This window comes from Sulfolobus sp. B1, from assembly GCF_007050195.1.
Taxonomy (GTDB): Archaea; Thermoproteota; Thermoprotei_A; order Sulfolobales; family Sulfolobaceae; genus Saccharolobus.
Genome location: NZ_QIMI01000194.1, coordinates 1 through 2,126, shown reverse-complemented (window position 1 = coordinate 2,126; position 2,126 = coordinate 1). Strand labels below are relative to the sequence as shown.

The 2,126-nt window shown below is 34.9% G+C and carries 2 protein-coding genes; one reads left to right on the top strand and one right to left on the bottom strand.

What is annotated here, in order from left to right:
- On the top strand, positions 1 to 366 hold a 366-nt coding region (locus DMP16_RS09305), incomplete at its 5' end, for a V-type ATPase 116kDa subunit family protein (RefSeq protein WP_304948044.1).
- Here DMP16_RS09305 and metG read toward each other — a convergent pair.
- Positions 355 to 2,076, bottom strand: coding sequence for a methionine--tRNA ligase (gene metG / locus DMP16_RS09300; protein WP_069282242.1), 1,722 nt, complete (start codon positions 2,074 to 2,076; stop codon positions 355 to 357). The two genes, DMP16_RS09305 and metG, sit on opposite strands and share 12 nt — an antisense overlap.
- Positions 2,077 to 2,126: the final 50 nt, after the last annotated feature.

The window sequence follows — 2,126 nt, the reverse complement described above, 5'->3', positions numbered from 1 at the left end:
GGAGGGTTTGCTTCAGCAATTGCAATGGGTTTCATAGAAGGGGGATTTGAGGGAGCATTATTGTTGCTTTCTAATACAATATCTTTCATAAGAGTTTTAGTATTCGCTTTGTCTCACTATTATATACTTTATGCATTCTCTTATATGGCTTATCTCGTAGCCCCATCAATCAGTACAATCCATGTACTGATAAATCCAATATCTATAATAATATTGATAATAGGTAATTTACTAGCTATAGGTCTAGAAGGGCTAGTAGTGTTCATACAAGATATGAGGTTACACTTCTACGAAATGTTTAGTAAGTTCTATGAAGGCAGAGGAAGAAAATTTGAGCCAGTTTTAGCTTATGTGTCACTTGAGTAAGGTAGGCCTATTTTTTTCTATCCCTTTTCTTACCTCTTCTAGCCTTTTGATGATCTCAGACTCAAAATTAGGGGCTAGTTTTTTGAATAATGGTTGAGATTGTCCTATTCTATGTCCAGGCTTTAGGAGTAGTTGAGAAGCATTATCCCACTTCTCTTCCTCTACATTACCTAAATTTAGCATGTCATATATTTTTTGAGAATATGAAGGCATTAATGGATAGAGTAATATTCCTATAGTTCTCACTGAATTAATAGAAATATATAGCGTATTTGCCAACTCTCTTGTTTTTCCAACTTTATATAAATCCCATGGGGCTTTTATGTTAAGATAAGCGTTACACTCCCTAACTAATGTCAGTAGATCCTCAGTTCCAGCCTTTAATTTGCCTTTTTCAAATAAGCTAGCCATGTTTTGAGGTACTGTATTAATTAAATTTATTATTTTTTTATCATTTTCATCTAAAATATCTAAATAAAAGTCAGGAACAGTAGAGTTGAAATATCTGGAGATCATTGTAAGGACCCTATTAATGTAATTTCCTATATCATCATTAAGTTCAGTATTAACTATCCTCACAGTTTCCCTCCAAGTAAAGTTAGTATCTTTCTCCTCCGGTCTCAGTCTGATAAGGACAAATCTCCAGTACTCTACATCCATTAGATTAGGTGCTTCATCAATCCATACTCCAATTTTCCTACTTTTACTAAACTTTTGACCCTCATAGAGCAAATACTCTGTAGCAGCAATAACATTTGGTAGATTATACCCTTCTCCACTAGCCATTAGCATTGCTGGTAATATAACGGCGTGAAATGGAATATTGTCCTTCCCTATGAAGTAATAGCTTTTAACCTCATTCCCAAACCAGAATTCCTTCCACTTATCTGGACTCCCCTTTTTCTCAAAGTATTCAATAGTAGCTGAGATATACCCTAGAAGTGCTTCAAACCAAACGTATATTGTCTTATCTTCCGCATCTAGAAAAGGTGCTGGAATACCCCATTTGTTATCCCTAGTTATGCTTCTAGGCTTAAGACCCTCACTAACCCAACTTAACGCTACTGATTTCACATTATCAGGCATCTCCCTTGAGTTAGTTATCCATTCCTTTATCTTATCGTTAAAAGCTGATAGATCAAAAAACCAATGTTTTGTCTTTTTAAAAATTGGAGGCCTCCCACAAATAGCACATTTAGGATTAATTAGTGAGTTAGGTGTGAGCAATCTTCCACAATTATCACATTGATCTCCTCTCGCATCCTCGAAACCACAGTAAGGGCAAGTACCCTTGATAAACCTATCTGGTAAGTAAATCTTATCGTTTTCACAATAAGGAATTTCGTCTTCATTAACTTTGATATATTTATTAAGTTTTAGAAGAAAATCTGAAACAAATTTTTTGTGAACTTCATTTTCTGTTCTACTATAATTGTCAAAGCTTATCTTCCACACATTTAGAAATAAATGCTTATCATACTCATGTGCTTGATCTGTGAGCTCTTTAGGACTTACTTTTCTCTTTATCGCTTCAACTTCTATTGGAGTACCATGCTCATCACTACCGCTAACGAAAACTACGTTCTCTTTTCCATACTTTAACCTAGCGTATCTTGCAAATACATCAGCTGAGAGTATGGAGCCAATCAGATTACCTAAATGCGGGACTGAATTGACGTAGGGCCAGGCTGAGGTGACTAAGACTTTCATTATATTTTGTGTTACAGTGAGCCTTTATTAAATATAACTAAATTAAATAT

What these genes read in the sequence shown, in the direction of transcription:
- metG (WP_069282242.1), bottom strand. Translation starts at nt 2,076, where the DNA reads ATGAAAGTCTTAGTCACCTCAGCCTGGCCCTACGTCAATTCAGTCCCG.